The sequence below is a fragment of the Streptomyces sp. NPDC002092 genome, assembly GCF_053593775.1.
In genome coordinates this window covers 1-19,298 of record NZ_JBSFDG010000011.1, presented here as the reverse complement: position 1 = coordinate 19,298, position 19,298 = coordinate 1, and the positions used below count along the sequence as shown (strand labels likewise).

General features: G+C 71.5%; 14 protein-coding genes and 1 pseudogene. 9 read left to right on the top strand and 6 right to left on the bottom strand.

Features of this window, described 5'->3' with window-relative positions; translation table 11 throughout:
* Nucleotides 1–5: 5 nt before the first annotated feature.
* The 4 genes from pcaG to ACWCRD_RS24995 all read left to right on the top strand — a co-directional run bounded on the left by pcaG (nt 6) and on the right by ACWCRD_RS24995 (nt 3,939).
* Nucleotides 6–611 carry a protocatechuate 3,4-dioxygenase subunit alpha gene (gene pcaG / locus ACWCRD_RS25010; RefSeq protein ID WP_450968000.1) on the top strand — a complete coding sequence of 202 codons (606 nt, stop codon included), beginning with the start codon at nt 6–8 and terminating at the stop codon, nt 609–611.
* A complete protein-coding gene (gene pcaB, locus ACWCRD_RS25005; RefSeq protein WP_450967999.1) occupies nt 608–1,942 on the top strand; it encodes a 3-carboxy-cis,cis-muconate cycloisomerase in 1,335 nt (444 codons plus the stop codon). Before pcaG ends, pcaB begins: the two co-directional genes overlap by 4 nt.
* Entirely contained in the window at nt 1,939–3,060 is a 1,122-nt protein-coding gene (gene pcaDC / locus ACWCRD_RS25000; protein WP_450967998.1) for a bifunctional 3-oxoadipate enol-lactonase/4-carboxymuconolactone decarboxylase PcaDC, read from the top strand. Before pcaB ends, pcaDC begins: the two co-directional genes overlap by 4 nt.
* Before the next feature lie 87 nt (nt 3,061–3,147).
* Complete coding sequence (locus ACWCRD_RS24995; protein WP_450967997.1) at nt 3,148–3,939, top strand: SDR family NAD(P)-dependent oxidoreductase; 792 nt, start codon at nt 3,148–3,150, stop codon at nt 3,937–3,939.
* A gap of 47 nt (nt 3,940–3,986) precedes the next feature.
* On the opposite strand, the gene ACWCRD_RS24990 is transcribed toward ACWCRD_RS24995, so the two are convergent.
* Complete coding sequence (locus tag ACWCRD_RS24990) at nt 3,987–6,671, bottom strand: ATP-binding protein (RefSeq protein WP_450967996.1); 2,685 nt, start codon at nt 6,669–6,671, stop codon at nt 3,987–3,989.
* Between the two features lie 397 nt (nt 6,672–7,068).
* Here ACWCRD_RS24990 and ACWCRD_RS24985 point away from each other — a divergent pair.
* A pseudogene (locus ACWCRD_RS24985) lies at nt 7,069–7,371 on the top strand (MFS transporter); the annotation flags it as partial.
* Nucleotides 7,372–7,686: 315 nt separating this feature from the next.
* The gene (locus tag ACWCRD_RS24980; RefSeq protein ID WP_450968299.1) at nt 7,687–8,715 is read left to right on the top strand and encodes a DUF2510 domain-containing protein; all 1,029 of its coding nucleotides are present in this window, start codon (nt 7,687–7,689) and stop codon (nt 8,713–8,715) included.
* A gap of 145 nt (nt 8,716–8,860) precedes the next feature.
* Here ACWCRD_RS24980 and ACWCRD_RS24975 read toward each other — a convergent pair whose 3' ends face one another.
* Nucleotides 8,861–9,475 (bottom strand): TetR/AcrR family transcriptional regulator C-terminal ligand-binding domain-containing protein, encoded by a 615-nt coding sequence (locus tag ACWCRD_RS24975; protein WP_450967995.1) that lies wholly within the window; start codon nt 9,473–9,475, stop codon nt 8,861–8,863.
* Nucleotides 9,476–9,705: 230 nt separating this feature from the next.
* Here ACWCRD_RS24975 and ACWCRD_RS24970 point away from each other — a divergent pair, with 230 nt between their 5' ends.
* Both ACWCRD_RS24970 and ACWCRD_RS24965 read left to right on the top strand, forming a co-directional pair.
* Nucleotides 9,706–10,518, top strand: a complete 813-nt coding sequence (locus tag ACWCRD_RS24970) for a phosphatase PAP2 family protein (RefSeq protein WP_450967994.1) — start codon at nt 9,706–9,708, stop codon at nt 10,516–10,518.
* Complete coding sequence (locus ACWCRD_RS24965) at nt 10,515–11,480, top strand: hypothetical protein (RefSeq protein ID WP_450967993.1); 966 nt, start codon at nt 10,515–10,517, stop codon at nt 11,478–11,480. Before ACWCRD_RS24970 ends, ACWCRD_RS24965 begins: the two co-directional genes overlap by 4 nt.
* A 16-nt stretch (nt 11,481–11,496) precedes the next feature.
* On the opposite strand, the gene ACWCRD_RS24960 is transcribed toward ACWCRD_RS24965, so the two are convergent.
* From ACWCRD_RS24960 to ACWCRD_RS24950, 3 genes are all read right to left on the bottom strand, one after another.
* Nucleotides 11,497–12,327 carry a phospholipid scramblase-related protein gene (locus ACWCRD_RS24960; RefSeq protein WP_450967992.1) on the bottom strand — a complete coding sequence of 277 codons (831 nt, stop codon included), beginning with the start codon at nt 12,325–12,327 and terminating at the stop codon, nt 11,497–11,499.
* 77 nt (nt 12,328–12,404) lie between these two features.
* Nucleotides 12,405–14,462, bottom strand: a complete 2,058-nt coding sequence (locus ACWCRD_RS24955; protein WP_450967991.1) for a phosphocholine-specific phospholipase C — start codon at nt 14,460–14,462, stop codon at nt 12,405–12,407.
* Between the two features lie 151 nt (nt 14,463–14,613).
* Nucleotides 14,614–15,279 carry a polysaccharide deacetylase family protein gene (locus tag ACWCRD_RS24950; RefSeq protein ID WP_450967990.1) on the bottom strand — a complete coding sequence of 222 codons (666 nt, stop codon included), beginning with the start codon at nt 15,277–15,279 and terminating at the stop codon, nt 14,614–14,616.
* Between the two features lie 693 nt (nt 15,280–15,972).
* Here ACWCRD_RS24950 and ACWCRD_RS24945 point away from each other — a divergent pair.
* On the top strand, nt 15,973–16,446 hold the full coding sequence (locus ACWCRD_RS24945; protein ID WP_450967989.1) for a VC0807 family protein: 474 nt from the start codon (nt 15,973–15,975) through the stop codon (nt 16,444–16,446).
* Between the two features lie 110 nt (nt 16,447–16,556).
* On the opposite strand, the gene ACWCRD_RS24940 is transcribed toward ACWCRD_RS24945, so the two are convergent.
* On the bottom strand, nt 16,557–19,298 hold a 2,742-nt coding region (locus tag ACWCRD_RS24940), incomplete at its 5' end, for an FtsX-like permease family protein (RefSeq protein ID WP_450967988.1).

Below are 19,298 nucleotides of genomic sequence, written 5' to 3'. Positions count from 1 at the left end.
CTGCCATGACGAAGATCGACACGAGCCGTGCGGAGACCGTGCTCCCGACCCCGTCGCACACGGTCGGCCCCTTCTACGGCCATGCCCTGCCCTTCCCGGGCGGCGGCGACATCGCCCCGGTCGGCCACCCGGACACGATCACCGTCCAGGGGTACATCTACGACGGAGCGGGCAACCCGCTGCCGGACGCCTTCGTGGAGCTGTGGGGCGCCGACCCCGAGGGCAACATCCCGCAGGTCGACGGTTCGATCCGGCGCGACCCGGCGAGCGGTGGCTATCTGGGCCGCAACGGCGTGGAGTTCACCGGCTGGGGACGCATCCAGACGGACGCCAACGGCCACTGGTACGCGCGGACGCTGCGGCCCGGCGCGCGCGGGCGGAGCGCGCCGTACCTCAGCGTGTGCGTGTTCGCGCGCGGGCTGCTGGTGCACCTGTTCACCCGGATCTATCTGCCCGGTGACGAGACGGTGCTCGCCGCGGACCCGGTGCTGTCGCAGGTACCGGAGGCGCGACGCGGCACGCTGATCGCGACGGACGACGGCAAGGGCACCTACCGTTTCGACATCCGCCTTCAGGGCGAAGGCGAGACGGTCTTCCTGGAGTTCCAGTGACTTCCCCCGGCTTCGACGACACCGGCCTGCTCGCCCCCGGGTGGGCAGGTTCCCCCGCCGCCTGCGCGAGCGGGGACACGGCCTTTCTGCAGGCCCTGCTCGACGCCGAGGCCGCCCTGACCCGGGCCCAGTCCGCCCTTGACCTCGCACCGTCCGAGGCGGCGGCCGCGGTGACCGAGGCGGCCGTCGCCGCCCGTTTCGACGTACGCTCCCTCGCCGAACGCGCCCGCGCCGGCGGCAACCCGGTCATCCCCCTGGTCACCGATCTGACGAAGGCGGTGGGCGAGGAGTACGGCCCCTATGTCCACCGCGGCGCGACCAGCCAGGACATCATGGACACGGCGACGATGCTGGTCGCCGTGCGCACCCTGGACCTGGTCCTCGCCGACCTCGGCCGCACCGAACGGGCGCTGGCCCGGCTGGCCGCTGACCACCGTGACACCGCGATGCCGGGACGGACGCTCACCCAGCACGCCGTACCGACGACGTTCGGGCTGAAGGCGGCCGGCTGGCGCTCGCTCACCCTCGACGCACGGGACCGCATCAAGGCCGTACGGAACTCGCTGCCCGCCCAACTCGGCGGTGCGGCAGGGACATTGGCGGCCTTTGCCGTCTACGGCGCCCAGGACACGCGGGCCCTGACGGCGGCCTACGCCCGCGAACTCGGGCTCCGCGAACCGCTGCTGCCCTGGCACACCCTGCGCACGCCGATCGCCGACCTCGCCGGCTGCCTGGCCTTCGCGGCCGGGGCACTGGGCAAGTTCGCCGCGGACGTACTGACTCTCGGCCGTACCGAGGTCGCCGAGGTCGCGGAGGGCAGTGGCGGCGGCTCGTCGGCCATGCCGCACAAGGCGAACCCCGTACGGTCCACGCTGATCGCGGCCGCGGCCCGGCGGGCTCCGCAGCTCGCGGCCACCCTGTACGGATCGCTGACCGCCGAGGACGAGCGTCCGGCCGGGGCCTGGCACGCCGAGTGGGAGCCGCTCCGGGATATGCTGCGGCTGGTCGGCGGTGCCGCCCGGGACGCCGCCGAACTGGCCGAAGGCCTGCGCGTGCACACGGACGCCATGCGTGAACACCTGGACCTCACCCACGGGTTGATCGTCTCGGAGCGGCTGTCCGCGGAGCTGGCCCCCGTGCTCGGCCGCGCCCGCGCCAAGGCCCTGCTCACGGACCTGGCCAAGCGCACCTGCAGCGAGGGCCGGTCGCTGGGCGAACTGCTCGCCGAAGAGCCGCAGTTGAAGGACATCGACGTCGCCGAGCTCACCGATCCCGCCCGCTACACCGGCTCCGCAGGAGCCCTCACCGACCGTGCCCTGGAGCAACGTTGACCGAGAAACTCCTCAACCACCGTGCCGAGGGGCCCACGTCCGCTCCCCCGCTGCTGCTCGGGCCCTCGCTCGGAACGTCGTCCGCGCTGTGGGACAAGGTGGCACCCGAGCTGTCCATCACCCACCGCGTGATCCGCTGGGACCTGCCGGGGCACGGCGGGTCGGAGCCCGCTCTGATCGGTCCCGGCGCGACCGTCGGCGACCTCGCCGGTCTGGTGCTCGCGCTCGCCGACTCGCTGGGCATCGAACGGTTCGCCTATGCGGGGGTGTCGCTCGGCGGTGCCGTCGGACTGCATCTCGGCCTGCACCACCCCGAGCGACTGTCCTCCCTGGCCGTGATCTGCTCCTCGGCGGACTTCGACGGCGCCAAGCCGTGGCAGGAGCGGGCCGAGCTGGTGCGGCGCGAGGGGCTGGGCTCGCTGGTGGCCAGTGCCGACGCGCGCTGGTTCACGCCCGGCTTCACCGTGCCGGAACTCGTGCGGGACCAGGCGCAGGCCGACCCCGAGGCGTACGCCGCCTGCTGTGACGCGCTGGCCGCCTTCGATCTGCGCGAACGCCTCCCGGAGATCTCCGTGCGCACGCTGCTGATCGCCGGGCGCGAGGACAAGGCGACTCCGCCACCGCATCTGCGGGAGATCGCGGACGCCGTGCCCGGCGCCACGCTGGTGGAACTTCCGCACTGCGCCCATCTGGCGCCCGCCCAGTGCCCGGAAGCCGTGCTGACCGCCCTCCGGACCCATCTCGGCCAAGGCGCCAAGCGCGGCATGGAGGTACGGCGGGAGGTGCTCGGCGATGCGCACGTGGACCGGGCGCAGGCCCGGCAGACGCCCTTCACCGCCCGCTTCCAGGACTTCATCTCGCGCTACGCCTGGGGCGAGATCTGGACCGACCCGACGCTCAGCCGCCGCGAACGCAGCATGATCACACTGACGGCGCTGGTGGCACACGGGCACTACGACGAGCTGGCCATGCACGTGCGGGCGGCCCGGCGCAACGGGCTCACCCCCGAGGAGATCGGCGCGGTACTGCTGCAGACGGCCGTGTACTGCGGGGTCCCGGCGGCGAACTCGGCGTTCGCGGCGGCCCAGCGGGTGCTGGCCGAGGAGGACAGCCTCTGAGGGTGACCGATCCATGAGGGTGACCCTGCTGGTGATACCTCCAGCAGTCTCTCGCACATGCCTGCACCGCGTGCCTAGGGTGGAGGCATGTCCACCATCCTGATCACGGGCGCCACCTCCGGGCTCGGCCGCTACGTCGCCTTCGAGCTGGTCCGCTCGGGGCACGTCGTGCTCGCGCACGGCCGCGATCCGGGCCGTACGGAGCGGCTGGTCGAGGAGTTGCGCACCGAGGGCGACGCGGAAGGCTTCGTCGCCGACCTCGCCTCGCTGACCCAGGTGCGCGAGCTGGGCGCCCACGTCGCCGGCGCCCACCCCGACCTCGACGTCCTGATCAACAACGCCGGCGTGGGAGCGGGCGCGCCCGGCGCGGGGCGTGAACTGAGCGCCGACGGCCATGAACTGCGCCTCGCCGTGAACTACTTGGCACCGGTCGTACTGACCCGCGCCCTGCTCCCGGTACTGCGCGCGAACACACCCGCCCGGATCGTCAACGTCGGCTCGGTCGGGCAGGACCCCCTCGACTTCGACGACATCGAATTCAGACGCCAGTACGACGGCTTCGCCGCCTATCGCCGCGCCAAGTTCGCCTTCGCGGCCCACACCTTCGCCCTGGCCGAGGAGCTGGCGAACACCGGCGTCTCGGTCAACGTCCTCCACCCGGCCACCTTCATGGACACAGCCATGGTCCGCGAGGGCGGAGTCACCCCCTGGAACACGGTCGCGGACGGTGCTCCCGGCGTACTGGCCCTGGCGACCCAGGACCTTGGCACAGGTGGCTACTTCGACGGCACAACCCCGTCGAGGGCGCATGAGGCAACGTACGACCCAGAGGTACAGAAGCGTCTGTCTACGGTCACAGACCAACTGCTGGCGCTGTAAGCCCCCATGGGCGCAGGGCCGCCACGCAGCCTTGCGCCCCGGGCTCTTCAGCGCACCCCGAGCCCACTGTCCAGCGCTTCCCGCGCCTGCGCCACCAGCCCGTCCGCCCCACACGAACGAGCCAGCGCCAACCCCCGGTTCAGCTCAGTGACGGACCTCGCGGCGATCCCGTACTCAACCCGCGCGGCCGCGTGTTCGTACTGGCAAGGCGAAGCCTCCAGGTAGGCCACGGCCTGCGCGGCCAGGCGAACCGCCCGCTGCCCGGTCTCCAGCGCGGCAGCACACCTGAGCGCCTCACCGATGGCGGTGTCCGTACCGAAGCGCTCGGCCCGCCGCCGGGCGTCCGTGGCCAGTTGCGCGGCCCGGGCCGGGTCCTTCTTGGCGAGGGCCCGGGCGAGGTCGAACGCCCAGGGGATGACCAGAGGGTTGTGGTGGCCGCGTGCAGCCGCGGCCTTCTCGGCCTCCTCCAGTTCGTTGATGCCGTCCTGGGTGCGGCCGACGGCGAGCAGCAGCCGACCGCGCACGGAGCGCGGGTCCAGCATCACCATGGGGGACGGGTAGGGCGGCGCGAAACCGCACTGGTCGGCGATCGCCCAGGCCTCGTCGACATGGCCGCGGGCGAGCAGGACGTCGATGAGGTTGCTGGTGGCGCACCAGTACAGGGGCAGTCCGCGGCCGACGCGCTCGGCGAGGCGCAACGCCTCGCGCAGGGACGCCTCCGCCTCCCTGAGCCGGCCGCGCCTGCGGTGTCCGAGGCCGATGTGGCCATGGGCGAGGGAGAGGTGACCGCCGCTCCAGCCGGCCGACTCGTACGTGCGAACCGCCTCGTTGTAGAAGCTCTCGGCGCGGTCGAGGCGGTCGGTGTAGGCGTAGGAGTTGGCGAGCATCACCAGCAGTTCGATGCCCCACTCGGTGTCGGTCCAGCCGAGTCCCGGTGCGAGGCGGCCGTTGACGAGGGCGCGGTCGCACACCTCGACCACCTCCTCGGCGTTCTCGCCCTGGATCAGGGCGTCGAAGCCGCGCAGCATCAGCAGGACGCGCTCGGAGTTGTTGCTGCCGGTGCAGGTGCGGGCGAGGTCGGCAAGCCGCTCGGAGCGTCCCGGCGTGTTCGACTCGCCGGAGTAGATGCCCTCCCACATGTACTGCACGGCCTGCAGACGCATCTTCGCAGGCCCCTCCGGATGCCGGGCCGCCTCCGCCTCGACCGTGCGGACGGCCTCCTCCATCTGGTCGTTGTGGAGGAAGGCCTGGGAGAGGCGGAAGACGGCGTCGACGCGCTCGTCGCCGTCGAGGCCGGGCATGCCGAGCGCGGACTGCAGATGGTCGATGGTGGTGGCGGGGGCGGTGAGGAGGGTGGCGCAGCCGAGTTCGTAGAGCACGCGCGCGTGGACCTCGGGAAGGGGCGGTTCCAGCAGGGCGCGCTCCAGGCAGCGGCGGGCCGCGTCGGGGGCGCCGACGGCGAGGTGTTCGCGGGCCGCCTCGCGCAGCTGCTCGACGAGTTCCTCGTCGTCGTCCGGGTGGACCTGGAGGAGGTGCCGGGAGGCCATGGCGGCGCCGCGTCCGGACTCGGTGACGACCTGGGCGGCGATGCCGTGCATGGCGGTGCGCAGGGCGTCCGGGATGGAGTTGTAGACGGCGGTGGCGATCAGCGGGTGCACGAACTCCAGGTCGCCGTCGTCGGCCTGGGCGCTCGCCGGGTCGGGTTCGGTGAGGATGCGGGCGTCCTGGAGCAGTTCGGCACAGCGCAGTGCCTCGTCGTGGTCCATGGTGGCGAGCTCGGCGATCAGGCCGACGGAGATGCCGGTGCCGAGGATGGCGGCCGCCCAGGCGAAGCGGGTGGCGTCGATGCCGAGTTCCTCGAGGCGGGCGACGAGGCCGCCGCCGCGGGCCGAGCGGTTGAGGGCGCGCAGTTCGCCGGCCGCGCTCTCGGTCGGCTCCAGTTCGCTGTCCTGGACCTTGGCGAGGAGTTCCACGGTCTCGTACGGGTTGCCGCCGGTGACGGCCCAGACCTCGCGGCAGAACGGGGCGTCGGCGTGCGCGCCGAGGGTGGCGCGGGTGAGGCCGGCGGTGGCGTCCGGGGTGAGGGCGTTCAGGTCGGCGTCGGGGCGGCCCGAGGCGGCGGCGATCGCATCGAGGTGGCGGGCGCTCTCGCCGCTGACCTCGCCGGGCCGGCGGGCCACCACCACGAGGACGGACAGGTCGTCGAGGCGTTCGGCGAACGCGGCGAGCCAGCGCAGCGTCTCCTGGTCGGCCCAGTGTGCGTCGTCGATCAGCAGGACCAGCGGCCAGTCGCGGCGGGCCAGCCGGCGCACCCCGGCGACCAGGCCGTCGCAGACGCCCTGCGGGTCGGCCTGGCGTTCGCCGGGTTCCGTGATGCCGAGGGCGGGGCCCGCGATGTCGTACCAGTCGCCGAGGTATTCGCGGGCTTCTTCCGGCATGAGGGACACCAGTGCGGGCTGCAGCAACTGGCGCACCACGTTGAAGGGAACGGATCTGAGGGTCTCGCCGCCGCGGGTCGACCACACCGTGCAGTTGCGCTGCTCCGCGATGCGGCGGATCTCGGCCAGCAGGGCGGTCTTGCCGAGGCCCGCCTCGCCCCGGACCATCAGCAGGCTGCCCGAGGACGAGCGGTCGGCGCACAGCGTGTCGATCGCCTGCTTGACGGCGGTGATCTCCTCGTCGCGCTCCCACAGGGAGGCCGAGGCGGCCTCCCTGGGCCGGACCTCCGTCATCCCGCTACCTCCCCAAGTCGCCCGAACGACGTACAGACATCGAGCGTAGCCGTCGGATTGCAGAAGTGGAGGGGGGTCCGGGTAGCTGTTGCCGTGATGGGTGACAGCGGGTGCGGGCAGGCGACGCATGAAGCCTGTCATCTGCCTGTCTGAAGGTAACCGGCAGTCAAAAGGCGCTGAGATGACGCTGTTTTCCGGACAACGCCGGGCCGTGCGGGAGTCGTCCGCGGTACGAGCCCTGGCGGCCGGGTCGGTGGGCAATCGCGGCGCGGTTCTTCACCGCGCCGGCGTTCTTCTTCCGGCCCGTCGGGGCTGCCCTGTTCGGGCGGCTGGGTGACCGGATCGGGCGGCGTCCCGTGCTGATCCTGGTGATCGTGCTGATGACGGTCGCGACGACCTGATCGGTGCGCTGCCGACGTATGCGGCCGTCGGGGAGCTCGCTCCGTGGCCGCTCACGCTTCTGAGGGTGCTTCAGGGGTTGCCGGCCGGTGGTGAGTTCGGTGGGGCGGTGGCGGTGTTGACGGAGTTCGCACCGCCGGGGCGGCGTGGGCTGTACGGGTCGTGGCAGTCGTTCACGGTGGCGCTGGGGCTGTTGGGCGGTGCGGGGGTGGCGGCGCTGCCGGCCACCGTGCTCACGGACCGGCAGCTGGGTGACTGGGGCTGGCGGGTGCCGTTCCTGCTGACGCTGCCGCTCGGGCTTGCGGCACTGTGGCTGAGGCTGCGGCTGGCGGAGACGCCCGCGTTCCGGCGGGAGACCGCGGCCGTGCGGCTTCCTCCGCGCGAGGTCGCCGGGGCCGTCGAGCTGGGCGCGGCCAAAAATATGGGCTGGGCGGTGGCTGACGGGCAGCGAGCCCGCGAGCACCGGGGCCCGGCATGCGAGCGTGCTGGCTTCGGTCACACCCGGCCGGGACGGGCTGCGGCTGCCGCCGGGAGCAGAAGCGCCGAAACGGCTGGTGGTGGCCTGAAGCCGGAATCCTCTCATCCCGCTTTCACCGAGGCCTCATACGGTGGGGGCATGACGCAGGTGACTCCTCCCGGGTGGTATCCCGACCCCGGGCAGACAAGTGAGGCTCCCGCCACCGAGCGCTGGTGGGACGGCAAGGCATGGACGGACCGGACCCGCCCCGCGGGGTCGGCCGCCGTATGGGGTCCCCCGGCGCAGACGCCGACGGCCGGGCCTGATCCGGCGAGCCCGGTCCCTCCGGCGGCCCCGGCCTATGCGGCATACCCCGACCACCCGGCATATCCCGGCCACCCACCGGCCGCTCCGCGGCACGGTCTGCGCACCGGCATCGCCGTCGGGGCGGCCGTGGTCGTCCTCGCGTGCATCGGTGTGGGTGTGTACGCGCTGGCCGGCAACGGGGGTTCGGGCGGCAACGTCAACTCACAGCAGGGGCCGGGCGGCGCTCAGGGCGGTCCGGGCGGCGGCAACGGCGGGTCCGGTGGCTCGGGCGGTTCGGGCGGTTCGGGCGGGAACCAGTCGCCCGGCCCCGGCCAGTCCGAGGCTCCGAAGATCAGGAGCGGTTCGGTGTCCGATCCGCTCAGCGGGATCAGCCTGCCCATCCCGGCCGACTGGTACGGCCAGCAGCTCGCGGCGGGCGCTTCGATCACGTCGAACGACTCCTACAAGTGCCCCGGGGACACCTCGCAGACCTGCACCAAGGGCGGCGCGTTCTCGGCGCCGGCCGCGCTCCTGAAGACCGCCGGGAGCACGGCCGAGGAGGTCGCGAAGGCCGACATCGAGGCCAACGCCGAGCAGTCCTACGGCGGCAAGACCTACGGCTCGATCACCTCGCACAAGGTGCTCGACTCCAGGGCGGTCACCGTGGCCGGGCAGAAGGGCTATCTGGTCCGCTGGGAGGCGATCACCAGCAAGGGCTCCGACGGCTATGTCGAATCGCTGGCCTTCCCCTCCCCCGCGAACCCGTCGCAGATCGTCGTGGTCCGCTTCGGCGTGGACGTCGCCGCGAAGCAGTCGGTCATCGACGACATCACCAAGGGCATCAAGGTGTCGACCGGCGGCGGCGACGGCCAGGCGGCGTAAACCGCCCCGGACAGCGACCGGCCGGGTGGGGCGCCCCTCCGCTCAAGAGGAGCCCCACCCGGCCGGTGGTGCGCGCCGCCCCCGTCCCCACGGTGCGGCGCGAGCAGGTCACCGTCCAGTCATCCCACGGACGGCGACCTGATTCTCAGGTCAGGCCCAGCGCAGGCAGCACCGCGGCCTCCACGAAGCGGACCAGGTAGTCGGGGTCGGCGTACTCGCCGTCCACGACGGGGCGGGCGCGCACGACGCCGAACATCTGCGCCGGGATGTACTCCAGCGCCGGATGGCCGGCGGTGATCTCGCCGCGCTCGACCCCGCGCCTCAGCATCTCCTTCAGCGCGGCGATCTCCGGGTCGACGAGCGCCTCCCGCAGCGCCTTGGCGAGGTCGGCGTCCTGGGTGACGGCGTGCCCGAGGGCCTGCAGCAGCTTGGTGTCGTTCTGCGACCAGCGGCCCACGGCCCGCGCGGCCTCGCGCAGGTCGTCGGCGAGCGATCCGGTGTCGATGCCCTCGAAGCGGGCCTTGCGGCGGGAGCGCAGGGCCGCCACGACGAACTGGGGCTTGGTCTTCCACTGCCGGTACAGCGTGGACTTGCTGCAGCGCGTACTGGCGGCGACCCCCTCCATGGTGACGGCTTCGTATCCGCATTCGCGGATCTGCTCCAGGACGGCGTCGAAGAACTCCTGCTCACGCTCGCGCGTGATCTTGGAGCGGCGCGAGGCGGCGACCGTCTGCGGTCCGTCCGCGGCCTGCGACGTCATCTGCTCTTCTCCCTCGCTTCAAGTCCCGCTCTAGTCACTGGCTCTATTCCCTGGAACCAGTGTGTCGTACCTCAATCGATACGTCAGTGTACCGGAACGCTCACGTATCGGTACACTGACGTATCGGAACGCTTTCGTTTCGGCACGCAAGCGTACCGATGACTTCGGGCTCCGGTCCGGGTCTCACCACGTACCAGCACACGCACCACCGTCAGCGAAGGGGCCGGGGGATGAATGCCCGCACCGAGCCTGCAGAAGGAGAGACCGAAGGGACCGGCGCGATGGCGCGGCCTCCGGTCGTCCGTGAGTTCCTGCTCGTCGCAGGGCTCTTCCTCGTCTACAAGCTCGGTCGCCGGCTGGCGACCGGCCACACCGGCGAAGCACTGCGCAACGCGCACCGCGTGTGGGACCTGGAACGGACGCTCCATCTGCCCGGCGAGGGTTCGGTGCAGTCGGTACTGCTGCACGGCGACACCCTGGTGCGCCTCGCGAACACCTACTACGCGACCGTCCACTTCCCGGCCACCGCGGGTTTCCTGATCTGGCTCTACCTGCGGCGCCCCGCGCACTACGTGTGGGCCCGCCGGGTCCTGGCCACCCTCACCTCCGCGGCCCTGGCGCTGCCCTTCCTGTTCCCGCTCGCGCCACCGCGGATGCCGGCCTTCACGGGCCTCGTCGACACGGCGCACGTGTACGGGCCGTCGGTCTACGGCCCGCCGTCCTCGGACCACCTCTCCAACCAGTTCGCGGCGATGCCGTCACTCCACTTCGGCTGGGCCCTGATGGTGGCGATCGGCCTGATCGCGGCGACCCGGTCCCGGTGGCGCTGGCTGTGGCTGCTGCATCCGCTGGTGACGCTGCTGGTCATCGTGGGCACGGCGAACCACTACTGGCTCGACGCCATCGTCGCGACCGCCATGCTCGGCGCCGCGCTCGCTCTGATCCACCGCCCGCACCGAACGGTCACGACGGCCGGGCGCGGCAGCGAGAATCTGCCCGCCCCCGTGGCCGACGACCACGTCCTCGTAGGAGCGGGCCGATGACCGCCACACTCGTCGCCGTCGCCCTGTCGCTGGTCTCCGCCGTCGCCTATGCGGCCGCCGCGGTGGCCCAGGAGCGGCTCGCATCCCGCAGCTCCGGCACCGGCATGCTGCGGCTGCTGGGCACGGGCGCCTGGTGGGCATCGGTCGGGCTCAACGCCGGAGCGGCGCTGCTGCACGTCGTGGCCCTCAAGTACGGTCCGCTCACCGTCGTCCAGCCGCTCGGCGCACTCACGCTGGTCGCCGCGGTGCCGATGGGGGCGCGGGCGGCGGGGCGGCGGGTCAGCCCGACCGAGTGGCGGGGCACCGCGCTGACGCTGGCCGGGCTGGCCGCGCTGCTGGTCACCGCATCCGGTTCGGCGCCCGAGCAGGTGCTGAGCCTGACCGAGGCACTGGCGGTCGCGGGGACCACGGCCGCGCTGATCGGGCTGCTGTCGCGGCCCGGAGCCCGGCCGGGCCTGCGGCACGCCACGGCGTCCGGGTTCGCCTCGGGCGTCGCGTCGGCACTCACCCAGACCGTGACGGTCGCCGCGACCGACCGGTCCGGCTCCGCACTGAGCCTCCAGGTCGTCCTGGTGGCGGTACTGGTGGCCGCCTTCGCGGTCGGCGGACTGCTGCTCTCCCAGACGGCCTACCGGGGCGGACTCGGCGCCCCCCTCGCGATGGTGACGCTCTCCAACCCGGTGGCGGCCTCGGTGATCGGCCTCACCCTGCTCGGCCAGGGCCTGCGCGGCGGCCCGGAGGGCATCCTGCTCGCCCTCGCGGGCGCGGCACTGGCGTCCTGGGGCGTCGTCCTGCTGACCCGGGCGGCACCCGCTCCGGTCACTCCGGATGCTCCGGTGGCCACGGTCGACGCGGAGCACCCCGTGGCCGCGGTCCTGGCACTACGGCCGGAAACGGCAACACCGGAACCGGCGTTGGTGCCCCGGCAGCCTTCCGGTCCGGGACACCTCACACCTCTGTGAGCACCGCTCGGGGGCGTCAGCCGAGGCCGCGCGAGTCCTGCTTGAGCGCCGTGTCCACAGTGAGTGCCGTCGCCACGACAAGACTCAGCAGAGGCTCGGGCAGCCTGTAGTGGATCTGCAGGACATAGTTGTCCGCAGTCGTGAACATCGTCTTGGCGAGGCCTTCCCAGGTCTTGGTGATCCGGGCGACCTCGTTGTCCGCGTGGTCGACGATCGCGAAGTTCCAGGCCCGCCAGTTCTCCGCCTTGATCGCGCCGACCTTCTGGCCGTCCACGTTCATCGCGAAGTTGATCTTCCCGATCATGTTCTCCTGGACGATCTCGCCCACCGGCGACCCGTCCGGACGGGACACCAGCACCTTGGACTTGAAGACCTTCGCGGGCCGGGTCAGCACCAACTGCGGCTGACCGTAGGCGTCACGGATCTCCAGCCGGTGGGTCATGAACTGGTCGAGACTGGAGACGAAGCGCGCGACCTTCTTCAGCGTGCTCTGCCCGACCTCCGTCACCGAGCCGATCTGGTTGCCGTTCTGATCCATGACCTTGTACTCGTTGGTCACCTCGATCAGCTTGGCCTTCTGGTTGACCACCAGGACCGGCTCGGTGAACAGGCTGCCGCCGCCGGGGCCGCCGGCGGCGACCCCGGCCTGCTGCTGCACCTGGCGCTGCACACGCGGGTCCGGCCCGGCGGCCTGCTGCGGAACCTGCTGGGCGGCCTGGGCCTGTTGGGCGCCCTGGTCCGGGCTGGTGTGCTGGGTCCACTGGGCGCCGTCCCAGTAACGGAGGGTCTGGGGCGCTCCGTGCGGATCCGGGTACCAGCCTGCAGGAGTGTTCGAATGCGTGGTCACCGGGGCACACTACCCCGGGCCCACCAGCACCTGGCCAGTCCCCGCGATCCGCTGTTCAGCAGCCTTTGCCCGGCAGTTCACCCCGTGATGATCGCCGGGTCGCTCACCCCCGGCCGCCCGTTCTCCACATGTCCGGCGAACCGCCGCAGGAACTTCGCGTCGGCCTCGGAGGTGACGGTGAGGTCGTACCAGCGCCGGCTCGCGGCGAGGTCGACGGTGTGCCTCACCGTGGCTCCGGACCGCACCGTGAAGGTCCGCGGCTTGCAGCCGTATCCACCCGTCAGCTTCAGACGGACCGTGCCGGAGCCCTTGTTGGTGAAGGTCAGCTCGATGTCGTCGCCGCGGTGGCGGGCGGTGACCTCGGGCCCTGCCGCCTTGTTCGGCCCCTTGAAGAGGCGCAGGAAGCCGTTCGGGCCGTGCACGGCCAGGTCGTACGAGCCGTTCGAGTACGCCGAGTTCCAGGCGTCCGAGACGGTCTTGCCGGCCTCGGTGGTGTAGCTCCAGGGCCCGTCGGTGCGGTTGCCGGAGGTCACCAGGAAGGCGGCGCCCGCTTTGGCGCCGGAATGGAAGGTCAGCGTGAACTTCCCGGCGGCCGTGTCCACCGAACCATCCACGTACGGGGCGTACTTGAGGGGTCGCGCCGGGCGCAGGCCGCGCTCCTGCCTGGGCAGGACCGGGTTCGCGGGCGGGGTCGGCACATAGTCGGGGTGGCGGTTGTGGTCCGGCGGCCGGTAGCCGTCGGTGCCCGGCAGGGCGACCGGCTTGGTGTCGGTGCGGGAGAAGTCGAACGCGGAGGTCAGGTCGCCGCAGATCGCCCGACGCCAGGGCGAGACGTTCGGCTCGTGGACGCCGAAGCGACGCTCCATGAACCGGATGATCGACGTGTGGTCCATCGTCTCGGAGCAGACGTAACCGCCCTTGCTCCACGGCGAGACGACGAGCATCGGCACCCGCTGGCCGAGCCCGTAGGGGCCGGCGGGGTGGCCGGCGTCGCCCTTGAACAGGTCCGGGCCGACCTCGACCGTCGACTTGCCCTGCGCCGCGGAGCCCGGGGCAAAGGGCGGGACGAGGTGGTCGAAGAAGCCGTCGTTCTCGTCGTACGTGATGAACAGGGCCGTCTTCGCCCACACCTTCGGGTCGGAGGTGAGCGCGTCCAGGACCTGGGCGACGTACCAGGCGCCGTAGTTGGCGGGCCAGTTGGGGTGCTCGGTGAAGGCCTCGGGGGCGACGATCCAGGAGATCTGCGGCAGCTTGCCGCCCTTCACGTCGGCCTTCAGCTGGTCGAAGAAGCCCTCGCCCTTGCGGGCGTCGGTGCCGGTGCGGGCCTTGTCGTAGAGCGGGCTGCCGGGCTGGGCGTTCTGGTACTGCTTGAAGTACAGCAGCGAGTTGTCGCCGTAGTTGCCTCGGTAGGCGTCCTGGATCCAGCCCCAGCCGCCGTTCGCGTCGAGGCCGTCGCCGACGTCCTGGTAGATCTTCCAGGAGACGCCGGCCTTCTCCAGGCGCTCGGGGTAGGTGGTCCAGCTGTAGCCGGCCTCGTCGTTGCCGAGGACCGGGCCGCCGCCCTGGCCGTCGTTGCCCGTGTAACCGGTCCACATGTAGTAGCGGTTCGGGTCGGTCGAGCCGATGAACGAGCAGTGGTACGCGTCGCAGATGGTGAAGGAGTCGGCGAGCGCGTAGTGGAAGGGGATGTCCTCGCGGGTCAGGTACGCCATCGTCGTGGAACCCTTGGAGGGGACCCACTTGTCGTACTTGCCCCCGTTGAAGGCGGCATGTCCGTCGTTCCAGCCGTGCGGGAGATCCTGGATGAAGGCCAGTCCCAGGTCGTCGGCGTCCGGATGGAAGGGCAGGATGTCCTTGCCGCTCGCGTCCGCCTGGTACCAGACCGGCTTCCCGTCCTGCCGGGTCACCACCGGACGGGGGTCGCCGTAGCCGCGGACGCCTCTGAGGGTGCCGAAGTAGTGGTCGAAGGAACGGTTCTCCTGCATCAGGACGACGATGTGCTCGACGTCCTCGATGGATCCCGTGCGGTGGTTCGCGGGCAGCGCGGCGGCGCGCTGGATGCTGTTGGACAGGGCGGTGAAGGCGGTGGTCGCGCCCGCGAGTTGCAGGAATCGGCGCCGATTGACTTCGGGCATGGGTTGAGTGCCTCTCATCCTGGTGCGGATGGCCGGAACATGACGGATTGCGCGCGGTGCGAGTGTTCCAAGAGCACCAAACGTCAGGGAAGGGTCCGGTGGCGCCGATGTGAAAGTCGTCGGTACGGGAGGTGTGCCGCGGCCCGTGTGCTCAGGCCAAAGCATCCGACAGTCGTACGAACGTATGGCCGGAGGCCAACAGTCGTGGTACTGCGGCGGTGATACCCGCGGCCGTACCGCCCTCCGGGTGGTTCATGTGGCAGATGACGACGGAGCCTGCGGGCGCGGACCCCACCGTCGTACGGACCTGCTCGGGGCTGAAGGTGGCTCCTCCGTCACCGTTGACCGAGAAGCCGGCGAACCGCTCGCCCAGGGCGGTGACGATCCTGGCCGCCACGTCGTCGCAGTACGCGGTGCCGGAGCGGAAGAAACGCGGCGGGCGGCCCAGCAGACGGGTGAGCTTCGCCCGGTTGCCGGCGATCTCCTCGTAGACCTCGGCGGCGTCGCGGGTGCCGGGGATGCCGTAGGCCGAGCGGCCGGTCACGGAGAGGGGGAGGTGGCGGGTGCCGTGGTTGGCGATCTCGAAGAGCGGCTCGGCGGCCAGTCGGCGGAAGACGGCCGGATTGGCCTCGATCCAGCGGGAGTTGATGAACAGAGTCGCCGGGATCTCCCGCCTGCGCAGGAAGTCGATCAGGACACGGTCGTAGCCGCTGCCGCCCCGGCCGCCGCAGGCGTCGAAGGTCAGCGCAATGCCCCGCTGACCGGCGGGGAGCCGGTGCACCACACCGGGCCCGTCGAAGCCCCAGGTGTGCGGCACGGCGTGACCGTAGCGGGCGACGATCTCAGCGCGGGTCGCCGTAGCCGGGCGCGGCCTGGCTCTGGCCGAGGGCGAGGGAGCGGAGGAGGAGGGAGCGGAGGAGGAGGCAGCTACAGCCGGTTCCGCCTTGGCCGGACCCTTCTGCGCCGTACAGCCCGCCAGAGCTCCCCCGGCCAAGGCCGCCAGCACCATACGTCGGCTCGTACTCATCCACTCCCACCCGCCCGGATACACGGCGGCAATGCTAGGCAGCGCACAGTCGCCGCCCCCCGCAAACCGGACAAGCCTTACCCAAGAAACCTTTGCTGATGATTTGCTCTGCCCCACCGAAGCCGGGGCGGCGGGGAGCAAGTCCCTGGCCGTTCATGGGCAGTTGGCCAGGACGAACCAAGTCTTGATTCAAAGTGCTTGCACGGTGCACCGGACCCCTTACTCTTCGCGATGTGCGCCTCACAGGGGGCATCACGCCACCGCGGCGGCTCCACGAACAGGGCTCGGACGCCTTCGCCGAGGCGATCACGCACGGGACCACCGACGAAGTCCCCATCCCCACCGCCGAGTCGGGCCGCCAGGACGCGGCCCCCCACGCAGGGGGACACATCGGACCGAAACCGAAGGGCAGCCGCACCAGTGGCCGAGAACGAACTGGCCTCCGCTCCAGCTCCATCGGCCCGAGGCAGTGTCCTCAAGTCCGTGGGGCCCGTCCTCCTCCGGGAGGTCATCCTGCCGTCCGCCGTGTACTACGTCGCCCACCGCCAGGGCGTCTCCAATGTCTCGGCCCTCGCTCTCGGCGGCGCCGTCAACACGTTGTTCGTCGTCGTCGGGCTGGTCCGCAAGCGTCGCGTCGAGATGCTAGGCGTCATCGTCCTGATCACGTTCGCCCTCGGTGCCGCGGCGTCGTACATGACGGGCAACGCCCGTTTCGCACCGGCCAAGGACTCCGTCATCACCGGCGGGGTCGGCATCGCGTTCCTGGCGTCCTTGCCGGCCGCCCGGCCGATCACTTATCTGATGACCCGCCAGATGCTCACCTCGGGCGACCCGTCGGCGGCGGCCGCGATGGATGCGCGGTGGCCGCCTTCGCCAGGAACCAGTGGTACAGCCGGCGCAGTTTCTGACCTGCGCTTGTGTGGGGTCGATGAGGCTGTGACCTGCCAGGACGGGTAGGAGAGGCGGTCGGAGGCAGGCAGAGGAAAACACGGTCAGCCCGAGGCCTCAGCTCGTCCAGGGACGGTGTATCCGGCCCGGCGCCGACGGTGATCGCCTCCAGTGCCGCATCAGTCCGCGGCCAGGACGCGCACCGGGGCGATCCGGGTCAGGGTGCGGATGGGAACGGCCAGCGCCGCGCAGACCAGGCCGGTCGAGACGAGGATCGCCGTCCCAGCCGCGGCGGCCACCGGCAGCAGGTGCCCCGACAGGACTCCTTCGCCCAGTGCGAGGACGGTGGCCAGTCCGGCGGCGGCGCCGGTGAGGCTGCCGAGCAGGGCCAGGCCGAGGCCCTCGTAGAGGGTCAACCGGGCCAGCTCGCGTGTCGTCCAGCCGGTGGCGCGCAGGACCGCGAGGTCCGTTGCCCGTTCTCGCTGGGACATGACCAGGACGTCCACCGCTCCGGCCGCGCCGAGCACCAGGGTCAGGGTGACACTCAGGTAGTCGGCCGTACGGGCCCGGGCCACCACCGCGTCGCCCAGCAGTGAGCCCGCGACCTCCCCCCGGAAGGCGAAGGTGACCGAGAGCAGCACGGTGAACGCCGCCACCGCCAAGGCGAGCCCGGCTGCGCCGAGCACGGTACGTCCTCGCGCCCGCAGCAGGTCGCGTTGGGCGAGACCGGCGACCGAACGCACGGCGACGGACCGGCGAGCCGGCGCCACCGGGGCGGTGACGGCGTCCAGGGGACTGATCCGGGTCGCCCGCCAGGCCGGGACGAGTCCAGCGACCAGTGCGAGGAGTGACGCGACCGGCAACACCAGGGCGGCCTTCGCGAACGAGTGGGAAAGGCCGAGCAGGACGCCCAGGCCGTAGGCGAGCAGCACCCCCAGTGCCCCCGCGCCCAGGCCGACCACGGCGAGTTCGCCGAGGATCAGACGCAGCACCTCCCCCGCGCTCCACCCCGTACAGCGCAAAGTGCCGATCTCGGTACGCCGGGAGCGCACGGAGGCCAGCGCGGCCTGGGTGAGGAACAACCCGCAGACCACCAGCACGAGTACGAACAGCACGGCGCTCTTGGTGTCCACGGCCCGCAGGACGCGCAGTGCCACGCCCTTGGCCGTCCAGTTCTCCCGGACGTTGAGGCCGGCTGCGAGGGCGACGGTCTGCGGCGCCGGTGAACTGCCCACGGTGACGTCCACGCGCAGGTCCGGGAACGCGTCATGGATGCGCGCGGCCACGGCGTTCACCCGGGCCCGGGACGCGGAGTCGACGCCCCGCACTCCGGCCACCCGGATGCGGATGGCGCTGACGGGTGCCTTTTCCTGGGCGGTCGGCGTGTGGCGGCTCTTGGTGAAAGCGCTGACGGAGTCCAGCGTGGTGAGCAGGGTGGGCGGTGGACTGAGGTAGCCGCCCAGGTTGCGGTCGGGGTGAAGGGGTCGGCCGCCGAGCACGGACCGGGCGGCCGCGTCGGCGCCCGTGACCTGTGGGGAGCGGTAGGTCTCCAGCGGCACGGCGGAGAGCGCGGAGTAGCCGTGCAGCCGGGTGGTGTCGTAGCGGCCGACGAGGTGGATGACCGGGACCGGGGCGCGGCCGCTGTCCTCGCCGCTGCAGGTCTTGTGTCCCCCGCAGTTCGTGGAGGCGTGGTCGGCGACCGTGCGGTACTGGGTGCCGGCGTTCTCCTCGGGAACGTCGGAGAGCAACGCCGAGGTCCCCTCGAGGTTGTTCTTCCAGACGTCGGCGGGCTGCTGCGGGCGGGACCGCGCCGCCAGGCCGTCGGCAGTGACGCCGTAGGCGACCGGACCGACGGTCCAGTAGCCGCCGGTGTCGAAGTTGACCGCGCGGTCGACGGAGCGGAAGGCCTTGTCCAGGTCTGCGCCGACGGTGCCGACGGTCTTGCCCCGCAGTGCGGTGACGAACCGGTGGGCGGCCGGACTGCCGAGCTTGCCGGGCAGCCGGCCGGGGTCGCCTGCGTCGAGGCGTTCCACGCTCGCCGTCAGGGTCGTGGAGGTCAGGGCGTGGCTGCTGAGCATGACCGGCACCTGGTAGTCGTGCTGGCGGCTTGCCGCCGGGCCGCTGTCGAAGGGGTCGGGGCCCCACACGGGGCGGTCCTTCGAGGTGAGCATCCGGCCGGAGGTGACCGTGTCGCCGAGGCCGACCAGCCGGTCTTCGGCTTCCGGGTCGACGGCGGACAGCAGCACCGGGAAGGTGACCGGGACCTCCGCCGAGGCCTTGCCCTGTCCTGACCGGCAGGTCATCCGCGACCGCGCATCCAGGTCGAAGGCGGACGTCGGTACCGGGTTGTAGCCGGGCTCGGCCTGGGGCGTCAGGGTCTTGCCGTCGGCGCCCTTCGTCGTATCGGACTTGTCGCTGTTGTAGTACCAGCACACCCAGTACGTCCGCCCGGCCGCCTTCTCCTGGTCCAGTCCGGTCAGTCCGGTGTCGGCCATGAGATCGTCGCGGACCGTGATGGGGTTGCGGGTGAGGTAGACGTACTGGTCGGCGGCCGGGTATGTGCCGAGGCCGGCCTTCACCGTCGGCTTCAGGCGCAGCAGTTGGGCGGAGGCTTTCGAGTCGAGGAAGCGCGAGACGTCGAGGCGCAGACTGCCGTCCACCATCAGATAGCCGATGTTGGCGATGGGGGCGGCGACGTCGAGTCCTGGCAGTTTTTCGATGCTCCGGTACTGGTCGAGGGTGATGCCGCCGAACACGCCGGACAGGAAGTTGGCCTGCACCAGGCCCCGTTGACGTTCTACGGAGGTCTGCGCGGTCGAGGGGCGGACCAGGATGTCGTAGGCGGAGCGGGCGTTGTGCCGGACGATTCCGGTGGTCTGGGCGCGGCTGGTGGTGACCGCGGAGGTCAGCAGGGTGAAGCC

Coding starts and splice junctions, on each gene's coding strand:
- ACWCRD_RS24995 (WP_450967997.1), top strand. CDS start 3,148: ATGTCCACCATCCTGATCACGGGCGCCACCTCCGGGCTCGGCCGCTAC.
- ACWCRD_RS24980 (WP_450968299.1), top strand. CDS start 7,687: ATGACGCAGGTGACTCCTCCCGGGTGGTATCCCGACCCCGGGCAGACA.
- ACWCRD_RS24970 (WP_450967994.1), top strand. CDS start 9,706: ATGAATGCCCGCACCGAGCCTGCAGAAGGAGAGACCGAAGGGACCGGC.
- pcaG (WP_450968000.1), top strand. CDS start 6: ATGACGAAGATCGACACGAGCCGTGCGGAGACCGTGCTCCCGACCCCG.
- ACWCRD_RS24965 (WP_450967993.1), top strand. CDS start 10,515: ATGACCGCCACACTCGTCGCCGTCGCCCTGTCGCTGGTCTCCGCCGTC.
- ACWCRD_RS24955 (WP_450967991.1), bottom strand. CDS start 14,462: ATGCCCGAAGTCAATCGGCGCCGATTCCTGCAACTCGCGGGCGCGACC.
- ACWCRD_RS24990 (WP_450967996.1), bottom strand. CDS start 6,671: ATGACGGAGGTCCGGCCCAGGGAGGCCGCCTCGGCCTCCCTGTGGGAG.
- ACWCRD_RS24975 (WP_450967995.1), bottom strand. CDS start 9,475: ATGACGTCGCAGGCCGCGGACGGACCGCAGACGGTCGCCGCCTCGCGC.